Source organism: Neoluteolibacter marinus, assembly GCF_014904755.1.
In the GTDB taxonomy this organism is placed as follows: Bacteria; Verrucomicrobiota; Verrucomicrobiia; order Verrucomicrobiales; family Akkermansiaceae; genus Haloferula; species Haloferula marina.
In genome coordinates this window covers 34,515-58,619 of the sequence record NZ_JACZFQ010000105.1, presented here as the reverse complement: position 1 = coordinate 58,619, position 24,105 = coordinate 34,515, and the positions used below count along the sequence as shown (strand labels likewise).

Genomic DNA, 24,105 nt, shown 5'->3' with positions numbered 1-24,105 from the left:
GGCATCACCCCGGCATCACCCCGGCATCACCCCGGCATCACCCCGGCATCACCCCGGCATCACCCCGGCATCACCCCGGCATCACCCCGGCTCCATCCCCACGGCTCCATCCCCACGGCTCCATCCCCACGGATCCATCCCCACGGATCCCCACGGCGATCCAACACTGCAACACCCAGACCCGCGTTTCGGGCCCACCAAAGCGGTGTCGGCGCTGCGCTCTGCCACCGCACTCCAAAGACATTTGCGTGGAAGACGCGCTTTGCCAGTGATGTCAATTCCTGCATCGTCCCGCCATGAACGGCCACCTGCTCTTGCTCGGCGTCCGCGGTCCGGAGATCGCGCCGGACGAGGCGGACCTCTTCCGCCGCCTCCAGCCGGCCGGATACATCCTCTTCACCCGCAACATCGAGTCGGCCGCGCAGACCCGCCGGCTGACCGACGCGTTGCGCGAACTTTCGTTCGACGAGCCGATCATCGCCATCGACCAGGAGGGCGGCCGCGTCACCCGGACCAAGGACATCGCCCCCGCTTTGCCGTCGGCGAATGCCCTCGCCGCGAAAGGCGATGACAAGCTCAGCGCCCGCGCCGGCGTCCTCACCGCCGACCAGCTGCGCCTGCTCGGATTCAACCTCGACTTCGCCCCGGTCCTCGACCTCGACCACCACCCGGAACTCCAGAACGCCCTGCGCGGCCGCTGCTGGGGCCGCGACCCGCAACGGGTGATCGACCACGCCGGCCAGTGGAACCGCTGGCTGCGCAAGCGCGGGGTCTTGTCCTGCGCCAAGCATTTCCCGGCCTGCGGGCGGGCCACCTCCGACCCCCACTTCGACCTGCCGGTCAGCGACGCGACCCTCGCCGACCTGCTCAAAGAGGACATCATCCCCTACACCGCGCTGATGCCAGAGCTCGACTCGGTCATGCTGGCCCACGTCCTGTTCCCCGCCGTCGACCCCGACCGGCCGGCCTCGCTGTCGAAGCGCATGGTCACCGGCTTCCTCCGCGACCAGCTCGGCTTCGACAAGCACCTCGTGCTCACCGATGACCTCGATATGGGCGCGATCGCCGACCGCTACCCGGACAACACCGACGTCGTCGCCGCCATCGAGGCCGGCAACGACCTCGCCATGATCTGCCACCGCACCGACCGCGCCGAAGCCGCCGCGATCGAACTCGGCAAGCTACCGGCGGGCGTGACGGTCGATGCGGAAAAGCGGATCGCGCGCTTCCGCAAGAAGCTCAACGCCCCGTTGAAATGGTCGGAGAGCCATTGGGAGAAGCTGTGCGGGGAGATTGCCGACCTGGCCGGGGAAGTTCCCGAAGCCGGCCCCGTATTGCCGAACTCCCCGGTGGCGGATTATTGATGAACCAACGAGGCACCGACGTCCCCACAACCACGACTCACCGGCTTTTGCATGCCGTCGATCAGCAATGCAAGCTCCACAGCGGCTTCCATCACCGCCTCGGGACCAAAAACAAGCAACTCATTGGTTCGGACCGCTGGCACCACCTGGAGCGGCATTTCGTTGCCCGCCACAATGGGCGTTTTGTCGTCCGGTCCAGTTTCCACAAACGCCTTTGTGACGACATCCGCGATATGAATCACGTCTCCGTGCCGAAGCTTTATCCACCTTGTCGGCGGTTGGCTGTATGGCACATCGATAGCCTCCTTGAGTGCCTGTAGCCTTGCACGGAAGTCCGCGGTTCCTCCTTCCATCACGATATCCCCGTCGACTTCCTTGAAGGTCACATTGAAATCAACATGTCCGGCGATCTGACGGAACGTCTTTAGAATTTCCGCGGTCCTGAGATACTCGCAATGAAGTGTGAACTCGCGTTCACTTGCCAGCGCAAGGCTTTGGAAACCAATCGTAGCAATGAATACGAGCGGCATACATTTCCCGAGATACGATTGCACCCGACTAGAACTCCCCACCCTCACCAATTCGTCACCAGATTCTTCGCCAATTCAGCAGAGTCGCCCGGTTATCAAATCTCCCCCCGGTCCAACAGGTAGTCGATGAACGCCTCGCGCGTCGCCACGTTGGTATCGGCGCGCTTGCTGTCGGGGCGCAGGAGGATCTCGTGCAGTTTCGGCAGGCTGCGGCCGCCCGACTGGCCGTCGTAGGTGTTGAAGGCGATCTTGAAGCGCCGGCTTTCGTCCACCGGCTGCCCATCGAGCAAAAAGCGATCAACCTCACCATCCTTGGACACCCGGACCTCGAACGGCCACAACGTCCGCGAACCGCCGTCCTCGGCGAGGATGACCCGCAGGTCCTGCGCGGTGAGCTCGGCAACAAGGAGGCCGTTTTCGTACGGCAGGATCTTCCAGCAGTCGGCCACGGTGAGTTCGCCGGGAGGAATGTCGTCGCGGCCGAAGGTGCCGTGAAAAACGCCATCGACCGGGGTACCGGATTTCGCGAGGGCCGCGGCGAAGGATTCACACAGGAGCTTGGAGACCTCGCTGTATTTCCCGCCGCCCTCGATCTTCGCCTTCACGGTGCAGACCTTGCGCTTCATCTGCGCGTCGGCCTTCGCAAGCTCCGGCTCGGCGATCTCGATGACCAGAGGATCGAACTCGAACCGCGAATCCATCAACACGGTGAAGGCGCGGCGGTCGATGAGCTTGCGGCTGTCGCGGTCGAAGGTCAGGTCGATGCGCCCGCAGTGGATGCCGTAATAGCTGGCTTGGCTGCACAGGACCCGGCCGTTCATGAACGACGGCTGGTCCTGATGGCTGTGCCCGGCCAGGTAGATGTCCACACCGTCCACCGACGCCAGCATCTCGCGCAGTGGATTGGCATAGTCGTCGGAGAAGCGCCAGCCCATGTGGCCGAGCACGACGACGGCATCCGGCTTCTCGGACTGGATCTCGGCGAGGCTCTTTTTCAAGGACTCGATCGGATCCGTCGCCGCGACGCCGCCGAGGGTCGCGGGCGCCAGCCAATATGGCAGGCCGGGCGTGATGAGGCCGATCATGCCGATGCGGAAGCCGCCGACCTCGCGGATGCTCCAGGGCCGGACCTTCCCCCACACCCCGCCGGCATCTACGGTCGGTTTGCCATCCACGGTCAGGTTGCCGGTGAGGACGTCGCATTTCGAATGCCCGATCGCGGCCTCGACGGTGTCGCGACCCCAGTCGAAGTCGTGGTTGCCGAGCACCCAGTGATCGTAGCCGAGGCGGTTGAAGAGCTCGATCATGAGCTGCCCCCCGGTCTGCAGGCTGGCCGGGGTCCCCTGATAGACGTCGCCGATGTCGACGAGGATCGAGTCGGGAAACTCCTTCCGCCAGCGGCGGATCTGGGTCGCGCAGCGGGCGAGCCCGCCGAGATCGCCGACGCCGTCGTAGTTCTCCGTCGGCATGACCCGTCCGTGCAGGTCAGTGGTGTGGAAAATCGAAACCGTCTTGCCCCGCCGCAGCGCCGCGGCGTCCGCCACCAGCGAGGAACCGAGGAGCATGCCGCCGGCGGCGAGGAATCGACGGCGCGAGACCGGCACGAAACAGGTGTCCTGCATGTCCGCCGACGTAGCGGTTTCCGCGCCGGGATCAATGGTGGATTTCCCTACTTGTGCTGTGGGAGATATTCCTGGAGCGCGAGGAAGGCGCCGATCATCCGCGGGTTGTCTTCCCAGGACCCGATCTCGCCCGACATCCGCCGGCCCATGCGGCGCAACGAATCGGCCGCACCGCGGGGTTCGATGCCATGCTGATGAAGCGGGTCCTTGTCGGTCGTCGGATTGTAGGTCCAGACAAAGGTCGGCCGGAGGGCCACGCCGCGGTCGTCCCATTGACGGCCCTCGCCGAAACGAAGGTCCGCCAGCCAGAGCCCGTCCGCCGACTCGCGGGCGATCCACCAGCCCTTGGAAAACCACTGGACGCTCTTCACCTCGCCGGCGTCGGCATACCGGGCAGCGATGTCTTCCCCCTTGGAAACCACCGTCCAGCGGATCGGCAGCTCGGCCGAGTCGAAGATCGAACGGTAGCCGATCCAGATCTCGCCGGGCCGGTCGACGAGGGCCCGCCAGAACAGGATGTTGAAGGGCGTGGGCGCTTCCATCCGGCGTTGATAGGAAACGCCGCGCCGCGCGAGGTCGGCGCCGATCGCCTGGCTGACCGAGTATTTCGCCCAGAAACTGAGCCCGACGTAGAAGCAGCTGATCCCGAGGCACCAGGCGGCGGACCGCAACCCCTTGCCCTTTTTCCATTCCTTCGGCTTCACGAAGAGACCGATGACGACAGCCACCAGCAACGGGATCGTGAACAGCGGATCGATGATGAACAGGTTGTCAAAGGACACCCGGTAGCCCGGGAACGGCGACAGGACGCCGGTGCCGTAAACCGTGAACACGTCGATGAGCACGTGGGTGCCCCAGGCGAGGGAAACGAACAGGGCGGCACGCTGCGGGGTGGCCTTCTCCTTCTTCCATCGCTTGGCGAGGGGCTTGGCCAGCAACCAGGTCAGCAAGGTGATCAGGATCAGCGAGTGCGAGAACCCGCGGTGAACGTGGAGCGTCCACGAGGTCGGGACAAACCAGGTCAGGACCGCATCGAGGTCGGGAAGCGTGCCGAACAGGGCACCCCAGCCGATGGCCCGGCGGCCGAGCTGGCGACCGAGCACCAGCTCGCCGACGACCGCTCCGAGTGCTGCTTGGGTGATCGAGTCCACGGCGGGAGCAACCGTCGCGGGGACGGAAATTCCAAGCGGGAAAGTTCAGCGATGCAAATTTTCCGCGCACGGGGGGCCGGGATCTGCTAGGTCGTGGGGGATGATCGAGCACCGCTATCCGGAGTTCTTTCCCAAGGCTCCGCTGCCGGTGGGAAAGGCCCTGGTGGCGGCCCTGGACTTCCGCCGCTTGCCGAAAGTCCTGCTCCACGAGCACCTCGACGGCGGCCTGCGCCCGGCGACCATCATCGAGCTGGCCGGGGACCAGGGTTACCGCGGCCTGCCGACCACCGACCCCGCGGAACTTGCCGCCTGGTTCCATCGCGGCGCCCAGCGCGGCAACCTACCGGAATACCTGGAGGGCTTTGCCCACACCATCGCCGTCATGCAAACGCGCGATGCCCTGGCGCGGGTCGCCCGCGAGTTCCTCGAGGACATGGCGGCGGACGGAGTGGTCTACGCCGAGGTCCGCTTCGCGCCGGTCTTCCACACCGGCGGCGGCCTGACCCAGGACGAGGTGGTCGAGGCGGTGATCGAGGGTCTCGAGGCGGGAAGCAAGGCCACCGGCGTCGAGTGGGGCCTGATCATCTGCGCGATGCGCGACCGCACCGACTCCCTGGAAGCCGCGGAGCTGGCGATCCGCCACCGCGACCGCGGCGTGGTCGGCTTCGATCTCGCCGGCGGTGAATTCGGCCACCCGCCGAAGAAGCATGTCGAGGCCTTCCAGGCGATCGAGCGCGCGAACTTCTACATCACCATCCACGCCGGCGAGGCATTCGGCCCGGAGTCGATCTGGCAGGCCCTGCAATGGTGCGGTGCCCACCGTCTGGGCCACGGGACGAGGCTGCGAAATGACATCGAGATCCGGCCCGACGGCTCGCTGAAGCTGGGATCCCTGGCCCAGTATATCCTCGACCGCCGGGTGCCGCTGGAGATGTGCTTGTCGAGCAACGTCCACACCGGTGCCTGCGCGAGCTTCGAGGAGCATCCCTTCGCCCTGTTCCAGCGGGCCGGCTTCCGGGTCTTCCTCAACACCGACGACCGCCTGATGAGCGACACCGAGATGTCGAAGGAGCTGGCGATCGCGGCGAGCACCTTCAACCTGAGCCTGGTCGAAATCGAGAAGATGACCATGGACGCGATGAAGAGCGCCTTCGCCCCGCACCAGATGCGCGTGAACTTGATCCAGCGGCTGCTGCTGCCATCCTACGCCATGCTTTTCGCGGAACTGACCGCCCAGGCCTTTGCCGCCCGACTCCCCCGCAACCCGCACCACCCATGATCATTCCCGAACGCATCCTGATGGGCCCCGGCCCGAGCACCGTCCCGTCCCGCATCCTGCGCGCCATGGCCGCGCCGACCCTGGGCCACCTCGATCCGCGCTACATCGAGATCATGGACTCGACCTGCGTGAAGCTGCGCAAGGTCTTCGAAACCGAAAACGCGCTGACTTTCCCCGTCTCGGCCACCGGCATGGCCGGGATGGAATGCGTCGTCACCAACCTGATGGAGCCGGGCGACGAGGCGATCGTCTGCGTCAACGGCGTCTTCGGCGGGCGGATGGTGGACGTGATGGAGCGCGCCGGCGTCACCGTGCACAAGGTCGAGGTGCCCTGGGGCGAGATCTTCCCCCTGGAAATGCTCGCCGAGGCGATCGACCGCCACCCGGATGCCAAGGCCATGGGAATCGTCCACGCCGAGACGTCCACCGGCGCCCTGCAGCCGCTGGAGCAGCTGGGTGAAATGCTCCACGAATCCGGGATGCTGTTCATTGTCGATGCCGTCACCTCGCTGGGCGGCCATCCTCTGAAGGTCGACGAGTGGGGCATCGACGCCATCTACTCCGGCACCCAGAAGTGCCTGTCCTGCCCGCCCGGACTGTCGCCGGTCTCCTTCTCCCCGCGTGCCGTCGAAGTCACCGAGCAACGCAAGACCAAGCCCCAGAGCTGGTATTTCGACATCTCGATGCTCAAGGACTACTACCGGGGCAGTGGCAAGCGCGCCTATCACCACACCGCGCCGGTCAACATGATCTACGCCCTCCACGAGGCGCTGACCATCGTGCTGGAGGAAGGTCTCGAAGCCCGCCACGCCCGCCACGCCCGGCTCCACCGCCGCCTGCGCGCCGGTCTCGAAAGCATGGGCATCCGCTACGTTCCGGAGCACTCCCTGCACACCTTGAACTGCATCCACATCCCCGAGGGGGCCGACGATGCCGCGGTGAGGGCGAAGCTGCTCGACGACTACTCGATCGAGATCGGCGCCGGCCTCGGCCCCTTCGCCGGCAAGGCCTGGCGGATCGGCCTGATGGGCCACTCCGCGACGCAGGCAAACGTCGACCTGGTGCTCGCGGCGCTGGTGGATTGCCTGGAATGATCCGCCTGAACCGGAACCGGCGGCCAATGGAGCAACCCAGCGTCCATCGCACCGCCCCCCCGACTACCGGGCGATCTCCTCGAGGTAGCCTTTCAATTGGAATCGCCCGCCGGGACCGCGGTGGATGATTTGGATCATCCGGTCGCCACCGACTCCGTTCCAGACCGATGAATATACCAGTCTCCATTGGCCTTCATGAAGTTCGGCTGCGGTCACCCGGGTCATGTTGTTCTGGCCCACGGGTGGATTGGCAATCACCTCCCGGGATCCCGATGGGATCAGATGGAGATCCTTCTCAAGCTCGAATCTCACCGAATCGGCGGCGAGATTGACGATCATGATCGAGCCGGGAGGAAACATTTGCACCGAATCATCGATTGCCATGGTCCGGTATGGCGGCTCGTCCTCTTTCCCTCCGCTTGGCAGGAAGACAAACGTGCAAGTGCGTGCATCCTTTGGAAGTTGCCCCGTTGCAAGGATGGAAGAAGGGTCGTTGATACTACTTGCGTCGGAACTAGAGGTGAAGACCACCGGGCCTCCGGCGAAGGGAAGGGCGCGATGCTGGAGGTTGAAGGCGGAACCGACCTGGAGCCGCGTCCCGGGCTTGCCCGCCACTTCCCCTGCACCGTGCGCGTAAACCTCAGGACCCGGGGTTTCGCCTGCCATCAAAACCACTCCACGGGCCAGGATCCCCTGCCCGATGGGCGACCGTTCCTCCGGCTCGGAGGAAACAGGGTGACGACCATTTCCGCTGCCGGGACCTGCGGACCCGCGGGAAGGATCGGAAGTCAGAACCGCATCGATTTCGCGAGGCTCCGGAGCGATCTTCTTCACGAGTTCCACAAAGCCAGTCCGCTGTTCCTCCGGATCTTCCGCGAGCGCGGGCCTCGCGATTTCAACCACCTTCGGCCATGGCAGATCCGCCATCCCGGGCATTTCCCTTAGCTTCATCCCGAACAGGGCGACGGCGGCGGCGAAGCGGAAGTCATTGCCCGCATCTTCCCACGCAACGGGCTCGCCCCGCACCGGGGTCTCGACCAGGGAACTCACCTCTCCTTCCGGGTGCTTGTAGCGGAGCTTCAAGGTGAACCAGTCGTCACTCGCCACAGTTTCCCTGCCCGCAGGTCTCTGATAGCGCAAGGCATCCACGGAACCCGTGTCGGGAGCCGGCAGCCCGACCGGCACGATCTCATAAAACGCGGTCACCGTGTGCCCGGCACCGATATCGCCCGCATCGACCTTGTCGTCGGCGAAGTCCTGGTCCCGCAAGATCCGGTTGGCGTAGCCGATCAAACGGTAGGCCTGCACCTTGCCCGGATTGAACTCGACCTGGATCTTCACGTCCTTCGCGATGGTCACCAGCGTGCCGGTCAGCTTCTGCTGGAAGACCCGGTTGGCTTCCCGGTCGCCGTCGATGTAGAAGTAGTTGCCGTTGCCGTCGTTGGTAATGGCTTCCATCATCGCGTCGTTGAGGTTGCCCGTGCCGAAGCCGAGGACGCTCAGGCTCACGCCCGATGCCGCCCCCTGTTTGACGAGTTTCACCAGGTCGCCCTGACCGGTGGTGCCGACATTGAAGTCGCCGTCGGTCGCCAGGATCACCCGGTTCACGCCTCCCGGCACGATGTGGGCGGAAGCCATTTGATAGGCCCGCTTGATGCCGGCACCGCCGTTGGTCGAACCGCCGGCTTCGAGCTTTCCGAGCGCCTGGACGGCTTTCGACAATCCCCGCTCGTCGAGGGCCGTGGGATCCAGCACAACTCCTTCGGATCCGGCATAGACGACCATCCCGAGGTGATCCCGCTCGTCGAGTTGATCGAGCAGAACACGCATCGAGCGCTTGAGCAGCGGCAGCTTGTCCGGCGACTGCATGGACCCGGACACATCGATCAGGAAGACGAGGTTCGAAGCCGGTCTCGACCTGGCATCGACCTCGCGCCCCTTGATCGCGACCCGCGCCAGCAGGTGCCGGGGCTTCCATGGGCAGGTGGCGAGATTCCCGTGAACCGCGAAGGGGCCGTCCCCTTCCGGTCCAGCGTAGTAGTAGTCGAAGTAGTTGATGCACTCCTCGATCCGGACGGCATCCGCCGGTATCGGGCGCCCGTCGAGAATCATCCGCCGGACGTTGGTGTAGGAGGCGCTGTCGACATCGATGGAAAACGTGGAAAGCGCATCACTCCACGGCGACTTCCACGGTTGATCGGTCAGACGACCGTAGTTTTCACGGGAGGGTCGCGGAGCTGCCGACAGGGCGAAATCCCCGGCCGGGGGAACGAACTCTCGTCTCGGCACCATGGCATCTGTGGCAAGAATTTGCTCTTCCAGGTTCCGGTAATTCTCCCCGTCCAAACCCGCGAGGCGATCCTTGTCGACGCGCATTGACGATGTTCCCCGCGCTGATCCAGCCGGGATTGGGATCCGCTGGCGGCGGATCTGCTCTTTGGCCGCCAGGCTGGAATAGCCCTCGCTCCCCGGGACGCCGGCAGGCGATGCTACAGCGGGTGCGGCGGGACCAACTTCGAAGGAGGCCATATCCCCGGCAGGTGCCATCACCGGATTCGCCGCGACCGGAGGAGATACCGAATCGTCCGGTACCGGGAACAGGTGACTCTCCGCGGTCACGTGCAGCTTGGCCGGAGAATTGTCCGGTCGCGGAGGGCGAGGCAAAACCAAGAACGTCAGTCCGACACTCGCAACCAGCACCGCCGCAGCCGCCTGGACAAGACCACCGATGTTGCGTCGCGCGGATCGTGAACTTGGCGAGATCGGGGCCGCTTCAAGTTTCGCGTCGATCTCACGCAGCAGCTCTTCATCGGCACTGTGACGGTTTTGTTCCCGCAACAGCGAATCGACCAACCGGTCGGAGGGATCTTCCTTGGGATTCATGCGCTTGGTTTGGTGAAAAGGTTCAGGCGTTCTTCGACAGGCAGAGCCGCAAGGCGTCACGGGCACGCTCAAGCCGCTTTCGGAGCGCCGCGGGATTGAGCCCCAGCCGCGGTGCCGCTTCTTCGCAGGTATGACCTTCGTCGTAGCAGGCGCGAAGCGCGTCGCTCATCGGCCCGGGCAACTTGTCGCGGCACTCGGCGAGGCGGGCAAAGACGGCCGAGTCACCGGCCTGATAGGGAGCGAGGGTGTCCTCGAGTCGCGAAAGCGATTCTTCGTCGAAAGGGATTTCCCTGGCGTGGAGCCGGCAATGCTCGCGCCACTTGTTGCGGACGATTCCCCGCATCCACGCGGCAAAGTCTCGCGTGACCTCGAACTTCCCGACGTTCTGCCAAGCGGCGACGAAGGAATCCTGGACAAGCTCCCGTGCCACCGTTTCCACCCCGCACAGGGCGCGGGCGTAGGACAGGAGGGTCAGGTGATGTTCGCGCACCAGCTCGGAGAATCGGGTCCTGTCCATCGGTCGGGGCGGGGAAATGGCGACGGCTTGCATGGCTTTCACTCTCCATTGCCCCGGCAGCGGGGGATTGTGACAAGAATCTTCGGACGGCGGAAGATTGGCTTGAGCCCGTTTACTTTTTCCCACAAAGTTAAATCCATCTCATGAATTCAAACGCCATCCCAAGAAGTCTCTTGCTCCTCGCGGCCTCCGCTTGCCCTCTGTTTGCCGGCCTTGAACCGGGCGACGGGATCCAGCTCACCCTCCGCGGCGTGGGCGCCTCCGAACAGGAAATCATCAACGGCAATTACCGGGTCGGGGAATCCGGCAAGGTCCGCCTGCCGCTACTGGACGACCTGGTCACCGCCAGGGGCTTGACGCCGGAGGAGTTCGCGCGGGCAGCGGAAAGCGCCTACCAGGCTGCTGGAATCTACACCAAGCCCGCAATCGACGTTGAAGCGATCAGCGGCAAGGAAATCGGCGACAAGGAAGCGATCGTCAGCGTCGGCGGCCAGGTCCGGCGGGCGGGTGAGGCAGAGTTCCGCAAAGGAATGACCGTGATCCAGGCGCTGGACGCCGCGGGCGGACGGACCGATTTCGGCAGTCGGAATCTGATCCTGATCCGCGGCGAGAAGCAGTACTGCCTCGATTTCGAAAAGCTACGCCACAAGAACATCCGGTTGCTACCCGACGACTCGCTGCAGGTGGAACAGAAGGGTCTCATCGACCGTTGGCACGGCAACGATGCGGCGGTCGCGCCGCTGCTGGATTGATCCTCAACCAGCCGGGCAAGGCTCGCACTGACATTGCAGAATGCCCGTACTGCCAACCCGTGAACTCACGGCTTGAACCGGGACCCTTTCTGCAGGAGGCTGTTCGCGCTTGTTCACAAGCATTCAAACTGTCCCTTACATCCATGAACAAACTGCTATACACCGTCGCCGGTATAGGCGTTCTCACCTTTCCGCTGCAGGCGGAGATCCTGAACTTCGACCTCTCGCCCGCTGGCACCAGCGCGGCCACGGGGTTGAGCCCCGCCAACGAGGTCCCCGCAGCCACGGGAACCGGAAGTGGAGGCGAAGCCCTCACCGGCATCACCTTCGACACGGATACCAACGAGCTGTCGGTCGCGCTGGCTTATGGCAGCCTCGGTGGATTCACCAATCTCACCGGTGATGCCACCGCCGCGCACCTCCACGGCCCGGCCGGTGCGGCGGCGACCGCCCCTCCGATTCACGACTTCTTCGCGACCGGCCAACACCTGTTCGCGCCCGCTCCGGGCGACGGCGGTGTGATCGTCGGCAAGATCCTCCTGACGCCACCGCAAGCAGCGGACCTCCTCGGCGGCCTCAACTACATCAACATCCATACCTCCGCGAATCCCGACGGCGAAATCCGTGGCCAGCTCGTCCACGTGACGAATTCCGCGCCCACGGTGTCCTGCCCCGAGTCGGTCACCCTGGAGTGCACCTCACACGACGGCGCCCCCGTCGAACTGGGCGTTGACGTCGAGGACGTCGATGGCGACGAACTCTATGTCGTTTACACCATCGACGGAGTGGATCAGCCGGAAATTGTCGTCCCCTCGGGAGGCGTGACCACTTCCACCACCGTGCCCTTTGTCGGCGAGCTCAGCCTGGGCGAGCACGTGGTTTCCGTCGCGGTTTCCGATGGCGTCGAAGTGGCTGAAGGATGTGAATTCACCGTCACCATCGTCGACACCGTCCCACCGATCATCACCAGCGTGACCCCGAACCCGGCGTCCCTGTGGCCGCCGAACCACAAGATGAAGACGGTGAAGGTGAAGGTCGAAGCCGAGGACATCTGCGGCGATGTGACCACCCGGATCGTCGAGGTGAGCTCCAACGAGGACGAGAACGCCACCGGCGACGGCAACACCGCGCCGGACTGGGAAATCATCTCGGATGAAAAGGTCAAGCTCCGCGCGGAGCGCTCCGGTAACGGCGACGGCCGCATCTACACCATCGTGGTCGAGGCCACCGACGAAGCCGGCAACACCGCCACCACCACGACCGAGGTCACCGTCCCCCACTCCAAGGCGAAGAAGGAGAAGAAGCCCAAGAAGGTCAAATGACCTGATCCGGGATTTCCCCGAAGCAATCAATCAACACGACGACGGGGCGGCCGGAATGGCCGCCCCGTTTTTCGTCCTGCGGGAACGTCCCCCGCGGGCTCAGAGCTCGATGGTTTCGCCGATGGCCGGCAGGAGCAGCTCGATGCCCCGCTTCGCGAACTCGGACTTGGCCTTCTCGCGGTCGATGACGATCGGCGGGAAGGTGTCGTAGTGGACCCCGACGACGCGCTTCACGCCGGCCCATTCGGCGGCGAGGGCGGCGTCAGTCGGCCCCATGGTGAAATTATCGCCGATGCAGAGCACGGCGAAGTCCAGCGAGTGGCGGTCGCCCAGCAGCTTCATGTCGCAGTGAAGCGCGGTGTCGCCGGAGACATAAAACGAGCAATCCGGAGCCTCGACCACGAAGCCCCCGGGATTCCCGCCATAGGTGCCGTCCGGCAAGACGGAGGAATGGACGGCATTGACGTATTTGACCCGGCCGAACGGGAAATCGAATCCGCCGCCGAGGTTCATGGGATGGGCTTTCTCAATGCCCTGCTGCTGGTACCAGCAGACGATCTCGAAATTCGAGACCAGGGTGGCGCCGGTCCGGCGCAGGATCGTCCCTGCATCCGCCACGTGGTCCTCGTGACCATGGGTGAGCAGGACGTAGTCGGCGGGAATGGCGTCCACCTCGACCGCCTTCGCCAGGCCGTTGGGCGTGACGAAGGGATCGAAAAGCAGCTGGGTTCCGCCGGCGACCTCGATGCCGATGCAGGCGTGTCCGTAGTAGGTCAGGCGGGGCATGGCGTCGGGGTCGTTTACGGGATTACTCGCCCTGGGGCATCGGGAAGGGCATGCCGCCGTGGGCCGGAGCCGGCGGGGCATCCTTGATTTCGAGCAACTCGAGTTCGAAGATCAGCACGCTGTTCGGAGCGATCTCGGCGCTGCGGCGCTGTTCGCCGTAAGCCATCTCGCTCGGGATGAAGAGCTTCCACTTGGCGCCGACCGGCATCGTGGTGAGAGCTTCCTTGAAGCCGTCGATCACCTGCAGGGTCATCGGCACCGGCTGGCCTTCCGGCGAGGCGTCGAACTCGGTGCCGTCGATCAGGGTGCCGCGGTAGTTCACCATGAACTGCTTGTCCGCCTCCCCTTCCTTGGGCGCTTCGTATTTCTTGTCGCCGCCCTTCTCGAGCACTTCGTATTGAAGGCCGCTCTCGGTGGTGATGACGCCTTCGCGCTTGCCGTTCTCGGCGAGGAACGCCTTGCCGGCTTCGAGGTTCTTGGCGGCGTTTTCCTTCTCGCGGGCCTGGAGCATTTCGCCCAGCGCGGCCATGGCGGCCTTGAGGCCTTCCTCCGGAACTTCCGGCTTCTCGCCCTTGAAGGCGTTGAGGAAGCCCTTCATGAAGGCTTCGGTGTCGATGTCTTCCGCGCTGATGCCGAACTGGCTGTAGTTCTGGGCGAACTCGCCGCCGGTGCGGAAACCGAGGCCGTAGGAGGAATCGGATTTCACCTTGGCCGGATCGATCGGGGCCGCCGGGGTTTCAGCGGGAGTGTCTGCTGCGGGCTTCTCCGCGGCGCCTTCGTTCTGGGCGGCCGCCGGAATCAGGGTGGCGAGGCCGAAAGCCAGGACGCCGGAAGTAAGATGCAATTTCATGTCGGCGCGGACGCTAGGGACGGAACCGGCACTTGTCGAGAGGACCTTGAGAGCGGTCCGGGGTGGTGACACGGATCCCCCGCGCCCCTTCTCTCGACAGCGGCGGGTGCTTCGTGTTCGGTATCATCCATGAAGATGTTCCCTCTTTTGATGGTCCCTCTGCTTCTCGCGTCCTGCGGTGGCGGAGGCTTCGGCGGCACCAGCGTGTCCTCCTCCCCCGCGGTGCTGAACGTGTCGGGCTGGGATCCGAAGGAACGGCAGGTTTCGGGCGAACGCTATTCCCAGCACGATGTCTCGGCACTGAAGCGCAACGGCGCCCGGGGCCTGATCGCCCGCTCCGCCAAGGGGCCGCTGCTCGACGACAAATTCGGCGACTTCCTCATCTCAACCGACCGCCAGGGGCTGCTGATGGGAGCCTACCACTTCGTGACGATGGACCAGGACCCCGCGGCCCAGGCGGATGCCTTCGTCGACCGCGTCCGCAGCACCGCCCGCAGCCGCGGCGTTTCGCAGCGCAAGATCCTGCTGGTCGGCGACTTCGACACCAAGTCCTCGCCCGACCGGCTGGTCCGCTTCATCCAGCGCGTCGAGCAGCGCACCGGGGTGACGCCGGTCACCTATCTGGAAAACAGCGACCGGCTCCGCGCCAGCCTCAGCGCGGCCAGCCCGAACCAGAAAAGCGTCATCCGCCGCTCGCCCTACTGGATCGCTCTCTACGGTCCCGGGGGCACCGAGCGGACGATGATGACCAGCGGCCCGCTGACCCCGGACCGCTTGATGGAGCAATACGGCATCTGGGATGATTGGGCACTTTGGCAGTACGGCGGCGTGGTCTGGCAAAACGGCCGCTCGACCCCGAAACACTACGACACCGGTTCCTGGCGCAGCCCGCGCTACTTCGGGAACATGGCGCACCCCATGGAGCGCAATGTTTTCAAAGGCAGCGACGGCGACCTCCAGTCCTTCTGGAACCGCCACGGGTGGGCCTGGTGGTAAGCGCCTGCTAGAGATGGCCCTCGTCCACGCCCGGGGCGATCAGCTCGTTCGAGAGCTTGTTGTGGAACTCGAACAAATCGGTGCGGCGATCCGTCACCGGCGTGACGCTGCCGCTGAGCCGCGATCGGTAGAGGTCTGAAATGTCGAGGTCCGTCACCAGCATCGTTTCCAGGTTCGCATCGGCCTCGGCCTGGATGCCGTCGCGGGCGAACTCGAAGTCGCTGGGCGTGAACACCGCGGCCCGGCCGTAGTGGATGTCCATCGCCGGAACATCCGGCAGGTTCCCGACCACTCCGGCGGTGGCAACGTAGATCTGGTTCTCGATCGCCCGCGCGGCGGAGCACAGGCTGACCCGCAGGTAGCCCTGGCGATTGTCGGTGCAATAGGGAACAAACAGCAACTCCACCCCGCGGTCGGCCAGATAGCGGGCTGCCTCCGGGAACTCGACGTCGTAGCAGATCAGCACGCCGATCTTGGCTTTTGGTGTCTGCAAGACGATCAACGAATCTCCCCCGGTGATGCCCCACCAGGTCTTCTCGGACGGGGTGATGTGCAGCTTCGGCTGGCTGACGTGGGTACCGTCCGGCTTGAAGATCATCGCCGTGTTCTCGAGGCGCCCGTCCGGTTGTGCCACCGGGTGGGATCCGGCGATCAAATAGAGCCCCTGCTCGCGGGCCAGGCTGCTCATCAGCTCGATGAACTGCGGCGTGTACTCGGCCAGCTTGCGGATGCCCTCCCGCGAACCGAGCGGCCGCAGGGCGCTGAGGAGCTGCACGGTCAGGAACTCGGGGAACAGCACGAATTCCGCACCATAGTCCTCGCCGGCGGTCTCGACGAAGTAACGCACCTGGCTGGCGAAGTCCTCGAAGTCCGTGACCTTGCGCATCTTGTACTGCACGCAGGCGACACGCACCTTGTTGCCGCCCTCTTCGCCCGACGCCTGGTGATCCGGATTGATCCATTCGATCAGGGCGGCGTGGTCGCGCGAACGGCGGTCCTGCAGGTAATTCGGCATGATGCCGCGCACCGCGAAGCCCTGGCTGATCTGGAATCCCAGCACCGGGTCCGGGATCTTGCCATCCTGGACTTGCCAGACGTATTCCTCCGGGGTCAGCCGGGCCGCATGCTCGGCGTAGTGCCATAGCCGGGCACCGGCGATGATACGGCGCAGGTTCAGCCGCCGGCACAGGTCGCGCCGGGCCGAGTAAAGCGCGGCGCCGATGCCCAACTTGCGGGCCCCCGGATCGACATAGACGTCCGCGCCGTAGAGCGTGTCGCCCTGGGGATCGTGATTGTAGAAAAACCCTGCATCCGTGATGCCGTCGTAGGTGTGCTTGCGCAGCGGATTCCTGCCGAGTGACACGATCAAGGACGAGGCCACGCCCAGCACCTTGCCATCCTTCTCCGCAAGCAACTGCCCCTCGGGGAACACCTGGAGGTGCGACCGGAGCTGCTCCTCGTTCCAAGGCCCGCCGGCATCGTTGGGCCGCGGGAAGCAGCGCTGGTGCAGGGCCAGCATGGCAGGGATGTCGGCGATCGAGGGATTCCGGACAATGACGGGACCCAGTTTGGTTTCGTGGTCTTTCGGCGGCACGCGGCAACAGAGACCAGAAATGCGCTGACCGAAAACAGAAAATCAAACAGCCTCCGTTTCAAAATACTCACGGCCGGCACGGGGGTAAACCCAAGAAACCCCGTGCCGGCCGCGTTCTGTATCAGTCACTACAAGCAGGCGGTAAAACCCAAGAAACCAGCTGCTCGCCATGACCTATGTCGGGTCCAAATTAAGCGGCGTGCGTGCCAAGTCATCCGGGCAAATGGGGAAATTTCGTCAAAAATGACTATCCCCTCGGCTTGATATGAACGGTACGATTCCAAACCGCCCGTTTACTTGCCGTCCACGATTGCAAGGAAGTCATCGTGCGACAAATCGGCCCGCTGATAGACGCCCATGGCGCTCTCGATCATCGCGATGGCACTCTCCCGCTCGTCGTGGATGACCTGAACATCCCGGGAACGCAGCAAATTGACTTCGCTTTGGAACTTGGCCCGCGCGAAGACCAGGATGCCGGGATTCTTTTCCCGGACCTGAGGCAGCGCCGCCAGCGTGATGCCGACGGCCGGGAAGGTGAATGCGACGAACCGGGCCCGTTCGATGCCGGCAAGGTCGAGCGCCTCGGGATGACCGGCATCGGCGAACAGCACCGGCTGGCCGGCGGCCTTGAGCTCGCGCACCGTGTCGGCGTTCAGCTCGAGCACCAGCGTGGGGATGTCGCAGCGGCGGAGCGCCTCGTTGAGGGCCCTTCCCACCGGCCCGTAGCCGCAGATGATGGCATGATCGCTGATCTCGCGGATGGCCTTGAGCGGCGCGAGCTCCGACGGCGGCCGCGGCTTGGTGACCATGACCCCTTTCGATTCCAGCCACCGTCCCAGCGGCCCCGCGCCCCGCATCAACGAAGGGACCAGGCCCATGGTGACCGCGGTGCAGGCCAGCAACAGCTGCTCGACCGCCGGATCGAAGGGCTGGAAGCCCCCTGCCTTCTTCAACAGCACCAGCGAGAACTCACCGGTGCTCGAGAGGCTGGCGGCGGCGAGCAGCGCGGGTTTCAACGGCAGCTTGAGAATGCGGGTCACCCCGAAAACCACGGCGCCTTTCACCATCAGGATGGCCAGCGAGCCGACCACCACGAAAAGCCATTCATCCAGCAAGGCGCCGACATCGATCATCAGACCGACCGAGACGAAGAAAATCGTCAGGAACAGATCCTTGAAGGGCAGGATGTCGGCGAGGATCCGGTGCGAATAGATCGACTCGCTCAGGACGAGACCGGCGGCAAAGGCTCCGAGCGACAGCCCGAGATCGAGCGCCTCGCCCGCCAGCGCCACCGCGGCGCAGGTGCCGATGATGGTGAGCGTGAAAAGCTCGCGGCTGCGGGTCCGCGCCACGGCATGGAGCAAGGCGGTGTTTCCGTAGCGCCCCAACAGCACGGCCGACCCCAGGAAGAACATTCCCTTGCAGAGGGCCCAGGCGATCTGACCGAGGGTCGATCCACTATTTTCCCCGTAGATCGCGGGCAGGATCAGGATGAAAAGGATGACCAGGATGTCCTGGAACAAGGCAACCCCGAGGGCCACGCGTGCGCCGGGGTTGTTCGGCTGGCCGATCTCCTGGAACGACTTCATCGCCACCGCCGTGGAGCTGAGCGCAATGGCCACGGAAAGCACGATGGTCTCGGGCCACGGGATCCCGAACAGGCGCGAACCCACCGCCGCGATCGCCGCGGTCACCCCGACCTGGACTCCGCCGCCGATGAGCGAGGTCCGCCAGAGGTGGCGCAACTCGTCGATCGAGAACTCCAGTCCCAAGGTGAACATCAGCAGGATCACCCCGAGCTCCCCGAGGTTCCCGATCATCGGATCATCCGGACCGATGCCGACCAGCCCGAGGAACCCGCTGTTGGCGATCAGCACCCCGCACAGGAAGTAGCCGACCAGCAGGCTCTGACGGAGTTTCACCAGAGCCAGCGAAACGAAGACGGCCAGGACCAGCACCATCGCCAGCATCCCGAAAAACGGGGTGACTCCGGAATCCCCGGCGGCAATCAGGAGTGAGTTGATCCACGACATCGTTCTTCAGCGGAGCATCCCCGAAGGACCACCGGCTGGAAAGCCATTCAGGTGAAATGTCTCGGGAATCGGCAACTTCCCCCGTCCCGGCCGGAGTCCCGCCGTCGCTAGCCCACGAAAAAGGGCGGCTCCCGGTCGGGAGCCGCCCTCGAAAGATGACGGGGAATCAAACCCCCGCCTCGTCGGGCTCGGCCGGACTGGTGATCGTTTCGAACACCAGTTCCTCCTTGCCCTCGGGGCACAGGACCTTGGCGGAATCGCCCGGCTTCACGTCGCCGCGCAGCAAGGCTTCCGCCAGCGGATCCTCGAGGTAACGTTCGACCGCACGGCGCATCGGCCGCGCCCCGTAGGCGGGATCGTAGCCCTTCTTGACCAACAGGTCGCGGGCGGACGAATCGAGCTGCAGCGTGATCTCCTTCTCGCGAAGGCGGACCAGCAACTTGTCGATCTCGAGGTCGACGATCTTGTCGAGGTCCTTCTTCTCCAGGAGGTGGAACACCACCAGGTCGTCGAGGCGGTTGAGGAACTCCGGTTTGAAGAAGCGCTTCGACTCCTCGAGGATCTTGTCCTTCATGCCCTCGAAGTCGGATTCGTCGGCGGACATCGCACCGAATCCGAGCGAGGTCTGGCGCTTGATGGTCGACGCCCCGACGTTGGAGGTGAGAATGATGATCGTATTGCGGAAGTCGATCTTGCGACCCAGCGAATCGGTCACCATGCCTTCCTCGAGGATCTGCAGGAGCAGGTTCATGACGTCCGGATGGGCCTTCTCGATCTCATCGAAGAGAACCACCGAATAGGGCCGGCGGCGGACCGCCTCGGAAAGCTGGCCGCCTTCCTCGTAGCCGACGTAGCCCGGAGGCGAGCCGATGAGCCGGCTCGAGGTGAACTTCTCCATGTACTCGGACATGTCGATCTGGATCAGCGCGTCCGGGTCCCCGAACATGAACTCGGCGAGGTTGCGGGCAAGGTAGGTCTTGCCGACGCCGGTGGGCCCGAGGAACAGGAACGAACCGATCGGCCGGCGCGGATCCTTGAGGTCGGCACGTGAGCGGCGCAGCGCCTTGGAGATCGCCTTCACCGCCTCGTCCTGGCCGATCACCCGGCCTTCGAGTTCGCCTTCCATTTTGAGGAGCTTCTCGGCCTCCTTCTCCTCCATGCGGCGGAGCGGGACGCCGGTCCACTTCGAGACCACGGCCATGATGTCCTCGTCGTTGACCTCGACGACGGTTTCCTCCGACTTCGAGCGCCAATCCTTGAGCGTCTCCTCAAGCGTCTTCTTGATGTTCTTCTCGGTATCGCGGAGCGCCGCGGCCTTCTCGAAGTCCTGCTCGCCGATCGCACCGATCTTCTCGCGGTTGACCTGTTCGATGTCGGCCTCGAGCTGCTTGATCTCGGGCGGGCGCGTCATCTGGCCGATGCGGGCACGGGCGCCAGCCTCGTCGAGCACGTCGATCGCCTTGTCAGGCAGGTAACGGCCGGTGAGGTAGCGCGAAGTCAGCTTCACGGAGGCCTCGACGGCTTCCGGCGTGAACTTGGCCTTGTGGTGGATCTCGTACTTCTCCTGGAGACCCTGCATGATCTTGATCGCGTCCTCGACCGAGGGTTCCTCGACCTTGACCTGCTGGAAACGGCGCTCCAGGGCGGCATCCTTCTCGATGTACTTGCGGTACTCGTTGAGCGTGGTTGCGCCGACCACCTGCAGTTCCGAGCGGGAAAGCGCGGGCTTGATGATGTTCGAGGCATCCATCGCCCCTTCGGCCGAACCCGCACCGACGATGGTGTGGAGTTCGTCGATGAACAGGATGACGTTCTTCACCTTGCGGATCTCGTCCATCACCGCCTTGATGCGCTCCTCGAACTGACCGCGGTACTTCGTGCCGGCGACCATCAACGCGAGGTCGAGGGTGATGACCTTCTTGTCGCGGAGGATTTCCGGAACGTTGCCCGAGGCGATCTCCTGGGCGAGTCCTTCGACGATCGCGGTCTTGCCGACCCCCGCCTCGCCGATCAGCACCGGGTTGTTCTTGGTGCGGCGGCAGAGGATCTGGATGACCCGCTCGATCTCCGACTCGCGCCCGATCACCGGATCGAGTTCGTGGTCGCGGGCAAGCTTGGTCAGGTCGCGACCGAAGGCACGCAGCGCCGGTGTCTTGGTCTTGCCTTCGGACTCCGGCTCATCGCCTTCGATTCCTTCGCCTTCGTCCTCGAAGGTGTCGTCGTCATCGTCGTCGTCATCGTCGTCCTCCGGCGTGAAATTGGGATCGATCTCTGCGAGGATCTCGTTGCGGGTGCGCTGGATGTCGACATCCATGCGGCGCAGGACCCGGGCGGCCACGCCTTCCCCTTCCCGCAACAAGCCGAGCAGGATGTGCTCCGTGCCGACGTAGCTGTGGTTGAGCGCCTTGGCCTCCTTGTTGGCGAGGGCCAGCACCTTCTTCACGCGGGGCGTGTAGGGAATGCTGCCGGAAATCTTTTGTCCGGTACCGGTGCCGACTTCCTTTTCGACTTCCATCCGGACGCTCTCGAGATCGAGACCCATGCGCTCGAGCACGTTCACCGCGACTCCCTGGCCCAGCTTGATCAGGCCGAGCAGGATGTGCTCGGTCCCCACGTAGCTGTGGTTGAAGCGGTCGGCCTCTTTCCGTGCGAGGGCCAGCACCTGTTGGGCTCTGGGGGTGAAATTGTTCATAGCATGTCGGGTTCTTGATCGGGTGAATCGTTTTTCCTAATAGAACGAATATCAGGTGGTTCGAGGCTTTGCAACCGGCCGCGGACAATTTCCGCCCGAATGGAGTCGCGCTCCTCCGGCGAGAGTTTCCTGCCGCTGTGTAGCTGGAGGTGTGCCGGTTGGATGTCCATTAGCAAGGCGTCGCAAGATTTTACGGTTCCTTCCGGAAGGAATCCGAGATCTCCCCCCAGCCTGAGCAAGGATAGATGGTTCAGCGCCTCCTTCGAGTCGATGATCCACGCATGCCGTAAAACCCCGTAAGCGCGGCCGATCTTGTCGCTGACCATCGCCGGGTCGTCTTCCAGCAGCTTGTCGCGGGCATTGCGCTCGTGGGTTGCCACCTGGGAAATCACCCGCTCGAGGCGGCGGAGGATCGTCTCCTCGCTCTCGCCCAGGGTCGACTGGTTGGAAATCTGGAACAGGTTGCCGAGCGACTCCGTGCCTTCCCCGTAGAGCCCGCGGACCGCGAGGCCGATCTTGTTGACCGCCTGCAGGACCTGGCCGATCTGGTCGCTCAACACCAGGGCCGGCAGGTGCAACATCGCCGAAGCCCTCATCCCGGTCCCGAGATTCGTCGGACAGGTCGTCAGATAGCCCAGCTCGTGATCGAAGGCGAGTTCGAGCTCGCCCTCCAACTCGGTGTCGATCGCCGCCAGCGTGTCGTAGGCCGCCCGCAATGCCATGCCGGGCCGGATCGACTGCATCCGCAGGTGATCCTCCTCGTTGAGCATCAGGGCAACCGATTGCCGGCGCTCGATCACCGCCGCGCTGCCCTCGCCGCGGGCCGCGTGCTCGCGGCTGATCAGGTGGCGCTCCACCATGACCTGCTTCTGCACCGAGGTGAGGTCGTCGAGTTCCTGGGAAAACGCGTCCTTCATGCACGGCAGCGCCTCGACGGCCGGCCGCATGATCTCCAGCGCACGGCGCCGCTGCTCCTTCTTCGCCCAGCCGGGAAACGGCTGGTCCTTGAGGTTGCGGGCGAGGCGGATCCGCGAGGTCAGCACGACCGCATTGTCCGCGCCCTCGCCGATCATCCAGTCGGCGGGGTTTCGGATGAGGGTGGAAAATCGCATCATGGCAGGTCAGGAGTTGCGGTTGGCGACGGCGAGCTCGATCTGGCGGATCTCATCGCGCAGACCGGCCGCTTCCTCGTAGTTCTCGGCAATGACCGCCTGATCCAGACGGCCGCGCAGCTCCTCGAGCCGCTGCGTCCGCTGGTGCAATTCCATCAGTCCCTCCGGGACCTTGCCGCAGTGGCGGTTGCCCTTGTGCATGCCGCGGATCATCTGCAGCGCCTCGTCCCGGAAAGTGGTGTAACAATCGGCACATCCGAAGCGGCGGACCCGCCGGAGATCGTCGAGCGTGAAGCCGCAGGTCGGGCAGGCACGGGCCGGTCCCGACGACAGCGGCACCGGCACCACCGGCTTGCCCGGCGACTTGCCGAGCAGCATCTCGGCAAGCGCGAATCCGGTTGGATCGGTCACCCCCTTTTCCTTGGCGCAGTCGTTGCAAAGGGCGATCTTCTTGATCTCCCCGCCCACCAGTTGGGTGAGGTGCACCTTTGCTTTTTTGCCACAAATGTCGCAGTCCATTGCCTCCTCAAACTAAGAGTGCCCGGCCACAATGCGAAAGGAAATCTCCCGCCCGGGCCGTCTTTTCTCAATCGATCGGGGTTCCGGTTGAAGCGGCAAGCTCCTTGAACGCGGCGATGAAGCGCTTGGTCTGCGGCCCCGGGGTTCCGTCCCCGATCGTCCGGCAGTCGAGGGAAACCACCGGGATGACCTCGGCCGCCGTGCCGGTGAGGAAGAACTCGTCGGCCACGAACAAATCGTAGCGGGTGAGCGACCGCTCCTCGATCTTCACCCCGAGCTTCGCGGCGAGTTCGAAGATCACCCGGCGGGTGATGCCGTCGAGCGCGCCGTCGCTGACCAGCGGGGTGTACATCACGCCGTCGCGCAGGATGAAGATGTTGTCCCCGGTGCATTCGGCGACATAGCCCTGCTCGTTGAGCATCACGGCCTCGAGCGCGCCCGCTTGGATCGCCTCGACCTTCGCCATCACGTTGTTGAGATAGTTGAGCGACTTGACCTGCGGCATCAGCGCGGCGGGAGCCGGGCGGCGGGTGGCGCAGGTGATCACCGACAGCCCGTTCTCGTAGTGCTCCGTCGGATAGAGGCTGATGGTGGAGGCGATGATGAACATGCTCGCCTTCTTGCAGAGATAGGGGTTCAAGCCGAGGCCACCGGACCCGCGGGTCACGACCAGGCGGATGTAGCCGTCGTTGATCTCGTTTGCCGCCACCGTCTCCACCACGTAGCGGCAGACTTCTTCCTGGGTCCACGGCATCGTGAGAACGATTGCCCGGGCGGACTCGAACAGCCGCTTGATGTGCTCCTCGAGGCGGAAGACCCGCCCGTTGTAAAAGCGGATGCCTTCAAACACGCCGTCGCCGTAGAGCAAGCCGTGATCGAACACGGAGATCTTCGCCGCGGATTCCTCCACCAATTCGCCGTCGAGCCAGATTTTCATGGGAAAAGTTGCCGGAGCCTAAGGGCGGTTTGCAGGCTGGCAAGCCCCTCCTGTGACCATCGGCAAAGCCGC

General features: G+C 64.3%; 19 protein-coding genes. 6 read left to right on the top strand and 13 right to left on the bottom strand.

The features are described from left to right. The first annotated feature begins 296 nt into the window (after window positions 1-296). Window positions 297-1,364 (top strand): beta-N-acetylhexosaminidase, encoded by a 1,068-nt coding sequence (nagZ, locus tag IG178_RS21050; protein ID WP_193214562.1) that lies wholly within the window; start codon window positions 297-299, stop codon window positions 1,362-1,364. Here the strand turns inward: nagZ and IG178_RS21045 are convergent. The 3 genes from IG178_RS21045 to IG178_RS21035 form a co-directional block, all read right to left on the bottom strand. After that, window positions 1,358-1,894, bottom strand: a complete 537-nt coding sequence (locus IG178_RS21045) for a hypothetical protein (RefSeq protein ID WP_193214561.1) — start codon at window positions 1,892-1,894, stop codon at window positions 1,358-1,360. The two genes, nagZ and IG178_RS21045, sit on opposite strands and share 7 nt — an antisense overlap. Window positions 1,895-1,989: 95 nt before the next feature. Then, a complete protein-coding gene (locus IG178_RS21040; protein ID WP_193214560.1) occupies window positions 1,990-3,516 on the bottom strand; it encodes a bifunctional metallophosphatase/5'-nucleotidase in 1,527 nt (508 codons plus the stop codon). A gap of 47 nt (window positions 3,517-3,563) precedes the next feature. Further along, window positions 3,564-4,667, bottom strand: coding sequence for a metal-dependent hydrolase (locus IG178_RS21035; RefSeq protein ID WP_193214559.1), 1,104 nt, complete (start codon window positions 4,665-4,667; stop codon window positions 3,564-3,566). Between the two features lie 100 nt (window positions 4,668-4,767). On the opposite strand from IG178_RS21035, the gene IG178_RS21030 reads away from it, so the two are divergent. Further along, window positions 4,768-5,946 carry an adenosine deaminase gene (locus IG178_RS21030; protein ID WP_193214558.1) on the top strand — a complete coding sequence of 393 codons (1,179 nt, stop codon included), beginning with the start codon at window positions 4,768-4,770 and terminating at the stop codon, window positions 5,944-5,946. Continuing rightward, window positions 5,943-7,040, top strand: a complete 1,098-nt coding sequence (locus IG178_RS21025; protein WP_193214557.1) for a pyridoxal-phosphate-dependent aminotransferase family protein — start codon at window positions 5,943-5,945, stop codon at window positions 7,038-7,040. The genes IG178_RS21030 and IG178_RS21025 overlap by 4 nt, the downstream gene beginning before the upstream one ends. Before the next feature lie 63 nt (window positions 7,041-7,103). On the opposite strand, the gene IG178_RS21020 is transcribed toward IG178_RS21025, so the two are convergent. Together IG178_RS21020 and IG178_RS21015 are read right to left on the bottom strand one after the other, a co-directional pair. Beyond that, window positions 7,104-9,923, bottom strand: coding sequence for a vWA domain-containing protein (locus IG178_RS21020; protein WP_193214556.1), 2,820 nt, complete (start codon window positions 9,921-9,923; stop codon window positions 7,104-7,106). A gap of 22 nt (window positions 9,924-9,945) precedes the next feature. Beyond that, the gene (locus tag IG178_RS21015) at window positions 9,946-10,440 is read right to left on the bottom strand and encodes an RNA polymerase sigma factor (protein WP_193214555.1); all 495 of its coding nucleotides are present in this window, start codon (window positions 10,438-10,440) and stop codon (window positions 9,946-9,948) included. A gap of 143 nt (window positions 10,441-10,583) precedes the next feature. Between IG178_RS21015 and IG178_RS21010 the strand changes: the two genes are divergently transcribed. Then, window positions 10,584-11,192 (top strand): polysaccharide biosynthesis/export family protein, encoded by a 609-nt coding sequence (locus IG178_RS21010; protein WP_193214554.1) that lies wholly within the window; start codon window positions 10,584-10,586, stop codon window positions 11,190-11,192. Between the two features lie 143 nt (window positions 11,193-11,335). Continuing rightward, the gene (locus IG178_RS21005) at window positions 11,336-12,514 is read left to right on the top strand and encodes a CHRD domain-containing protein (protein ID WP_193214553.1); all 1,179 of its coding nucleotides are present in this window, start codon (window positions 11,336-11,338) and stop codon (window positions 12,512-12,514) included. A 99-nt stretch (window positions 12,515-12,613) separates the two neighbouring features. Here IG178_RS21005 and IG178_RS21000 read toward each other — a convergent pair whose 3' ends face one another. Beyond that, window positions 12,614-13,300 carry a metal-dependent hydrolase gene (locus IG178_RS21000; protein ID WP_193214552.1) on the bottom strand — a complete coding sequence of 229 codons (687 nt, stop codon included), beginning with the start codon at window positions 13,298-13,300 and terminating at the stop codon, window positions 12,614-12,616. Between the two features lie 22 nt (window positions 13,301-13,322). Further along, window positions 13,323-14,150: an FKBP-type peptidyl-prolyl cis-trans isomerase N-terminal domain-containing protein gene (locus tag IG178_RS20995; RefSeq protein WP_193214551.1), complete on the bottom strand. Its 828-nt coding sequence runs from the start codon at window positions 14,148-14,150 to the stop codon at window positions 13,323-13,325. A 135-nt stretch (window positions 14,151-14,285) separates the two neighbouring features. Between IG178_RS20995 and IG178_RS20990 the strand changes: the two genes are divergently transcribed. Further along, a complete protein-coding gene (locus IG178_RS20990) occupies window positions 14,286-15,146 on the top strand; it encodes a GH25 family lysozyme (RefSeq protein ID WP_193214550.1) in 861 nt (286 codons plus the stop codon). A gap of 7 nt (window positions 15,147-15,153) precedes the next feature. On the opposite strand, the gene IG178_RS20985 is transcribed toward IG178_RS20990, so the two are convergent. The 6 genes from IG178_RS20985 to ilvE all read right to left on the bottom strand — a co-directional run bounded on the left by IG178_RS20985 (window position 15,154) and on the right by ilvE (window position 24,033). Beyond that, complete coding sequence (locus IG178_RS20985) at window positions 15,154-16,740, bottom strand: GNAT family N-acetyltransferase (RefSeq protein WP_193214549.1); 1,587 nt, start codon at window positions 16,738-16,740, stop codon at window positions 15,154-15,156. 293 nt (window positions 16,741-17,033) lie between these two features. After that, complete coding sequence (locus IG178_RS20980; protein WP_193214548.1) at window positions 17,034-18,773, bottom strand: cation:proton antiporter; 1,740 nt, start codon at window positions 18,771-18,773, stop codon at window positions 17,034-17,036. Window positions 18,774-18,939: 166 nt separating this feature from the next. Continuing rightward, window positions 18,940-21,465 (bottom strand): ATP-dependent Clp protease ATP-binding subunit, encoded by a 2,526-nt coding sequence (locus tag IG178_RS20975; protein WP_193214547.1) that lies wholly within the window; start codon window positions 21,463-21,465, stop codon window positions 18,940-18,942. After that, window positions 21,462-22,580: a protein arginine kinase gene (locus IG178_RS20970; RefSeq protein ID WP_226895651.1), complete on the bottom strand. Its 1,119-nt coding sequence runs from the start codon at window positions 22,578-22,580 to the stop codon at window positions 21,462-21,464. The genes IG178_RS20975 and IG178_RS20970 overlap by 4 nt, the downstream gene beginning before the upstream one ends. A gap of 6 nt (window positions 22,581-22,586) precedes the next feature. After that, entirely contained in the window at window positions 22,587-23,063 is a 477-nt protein-coding gene (locus IG178_RS26260; RefSeq protein ID WP_193214546.1) for a UvrB/UvrC motif-containing protein, read from the bottom strand. Window positions 23,064-23,163: 100 nt separating this feature from the next. Continuing rightward, a complete protein-coding gene (gene ilvE / locus IG178_RS20960) occupies window positions 23,164-24,033 on the bottom strand; it encodes a branched-chain-amino-acid transaminase (RefSeq protein ID WP_193214545.1) in 870 nt (289 codons plus the stop codon). Between the last annotated feature and the right edge of the window lie 72 nt (window positions 24,034-24,105).

Coding starts and splice junctions, on each gene's coding strand:
- nagZ (WP_193214562.1), top strand. CDS start 297: ATGAACGGCCACCTGCTCTTGCTCGGCGTCCGCGGTCCGGAGATCGCG.
- IG178_RS21045 (WP_193214561.1), bottom strand. CDS start 1,894: ATGCCGCTCGTATTCATTGCTACGATTGGTTTCCAAAGCCTTGCGCTG.
- IG178_RS21040 (WP_193214560.1), bottom strand. CDS start 3,516: ATGCAGGACACCTGTTTCGTGCCGGTCTCGCGCCGTCGATTCCTCGCC.
- IG178_RS21030 (WP_193214558.1), top strand. CDS start 4,768: ATGATCGAGCACCGCTATCCGGAGTTCTTTCCCAAGGCTCCGCTGCCG.
- IG178_RS21025 (WP_193214557.1), top strand. CDS start 5,943: ATGATCATTCCCGAACGCATCCTGATGGGCCCCGGCCCGAGCACCGTC.
- IG178_RS21020 (WP_193214556.1), bottom strand. CDS start 9,923: ATGAATCCCAAGGAAGATCCCTCCGACCGGTTGGTCGATTCGCTGTTG.
- IG178_RS21015 (WP_193214555.1), bottom strand. CDS start 10,440: ATGGACAGGACCCGATTCTCCGAGCTGGTGCGCGAACATCACCTGACC.
- IG178_RS21010 (WP_193214554.1), top strand. CDS start 10,584: ATGAATTCAAACGCCATCCCAAGAAGTCTCTTGCTCCTCGCGGCCTCC.
- IG178_RS21005 (WP_193214553.1), top strand. CDS start 11,336: ATGAACAAACTGCTATACACCGTCGCCGGTATAGGCGTTCTCACCTTT.
- IG178_RS21000 (WP_193214552.1), bottom strand. CDS start 13,300: ATGCCCCGCCTGACCTACTACGGACACGCCTGCATCGGCATCGAGGTC.
- IG178_RS20995 (WP_193214551.1), bottom strand. CDS start 14,150: ATGAAATTGCATCTTACTTCCGGCGTCCTGGCTTTCGGCCTCGCCACC.
- IG178_RS20990 (WP_193214550.1), top strand. CDS start 14,286: ATGTTCCCTCTTTTGATGGTCCCTCTGCTTCTCGCGTCCTGCGGTGGC.
- IG178_RS20980 (WP_193214548.1), bottom strand. CDS start 18,773: ATGTCGTGGATCAACTCACTCCTGATTGCCGCCGGGGATTCCGGAGTC.
- IG178_RS20975 (WP_193214547.1), bottom strand. CDS start 21,465: ATGAACAATTTCACCCCCAGAGCCCAACAGGTGCTGGCCCTCGCACGG.
- IG178_RS20970 (WP_226895651.1), bottom strand. CDS start 22,580: ATGATGCGATTTTCCACCCTCATCCGAAACCCCGCCGACTGGATGATC.
- ilvE (WP_193214545.1), bottom strand. CDS start 24,033: ATGAAAATCTGGCTCGACGGCGAATTGGTGGAGGAATCCGCGGCGAAG.